An 888-nucleotide genomic window follows, 5' to 3' on the forward strand; every position below is an offset into this window, starting at 1 on the left:
AGATGTGGAAATCCACTTAGTGCGATTATAAATTAACTAATATCCACTTTTTGGTTAGTGGTGGTTTGGTTGACTATGAATTGTTTTTTCTCTTCAACTCCAAAGTTATCCTTTATTTAATTTTTATTGCAACATCCATGCGTTTCAATCTTCAATCCTTTATGAAATCTTGAGAATAGTGTAGGAATCGAGAGATATCCGTTTCTACATAGAGGGAGTTTAGTTCAATTTGAAATCACAAAAACTAAATAACCAGGGCACTGAAATTAGTGCCCTTTATAATCTTATTGTGCAATCAGCAACTCTTATATTTGAACTTTTTGGGGAATTGTTTCACAATTCCAACCGTTATTGTGTCCGCCATTTGTAAAGCTTCCACCTCAATTTTATCAAACACAGCAATACTTGATTTAAAATCTTGTTGGAGTATAAATACTGCTTCCGATGTAGTAAGTGCCAGATGCTCAAAAAACATTTCTTTGAATTTCTTTTTTGATATAAAAGGATTTATTGTACTTAGGAATTCGGCAATTTCTTTTCCGTTTGCATACCATCTTTTCTCTATAGCTGCTACAGCTATTTGATCGCCTGCTTTTGCAGCTTTGACAAGTTCCACAGCAATTACCAGGTGCTCCCTTATTAAGTTGCTGAACTTTGCGGCTATTCTATTTCCATAGTAAGGCTTTAGTAAATTTCCCATATCTGTAGCGTTCCGGAGAAGACGTGCGGTAACAAAGTCTACATCAGGTAAATTAAAAGCCAGGCTTATGATCGTCAATCTTGTCCAGTATACGTGTTGTTCCCAAACTAAACGCATGGAACTTTTTAAACTAACTTCCTGTTGACTAATACAAGAAGAGTTGGACCGAGGATTCATGGTTTCACCCC

General features: G+C 35.8%; 1 protein-coding gene. It reads right to left on the bottom strand.

Features of this window, described 5'->3' with window-relative positions; genetic code table 11:
- Positions 1-295 precede the first annotated feature (295 nt).
- A complete protein-coding gene (locus tag M1K46_RS25565; RefSeq protein ID WP_256228237.1) occupies positions 296-877 on the bottom strand; it encodes an acetylglutamate kinase in 582 nt (193 codons plus the stop codon).
- Positions 878-888 lie beyond the last annotated feature (11 nt).

The organism is Fictibacillus sp. WQ 8-8 (genome assembly GCF_024494405.1).
In the GTDB taxonomy this organism is placed as follows: Bacteria; Bacillota; Bacilli; order Bacillales; family Fictibacillaceae; genus Fictibacillus_C; species Fictibacillus_C marinisediminis.

What these genes read in the sequence shown, in the direction of transcription:
- M1K46_RS25565 (WP_256228237.1), bottom strand. Translation starts at nt 877, where the DNA reads ATGAATCCTCGGTCCAACTCTTCTTGTATTAGTCAACAGGAAGTTAGT.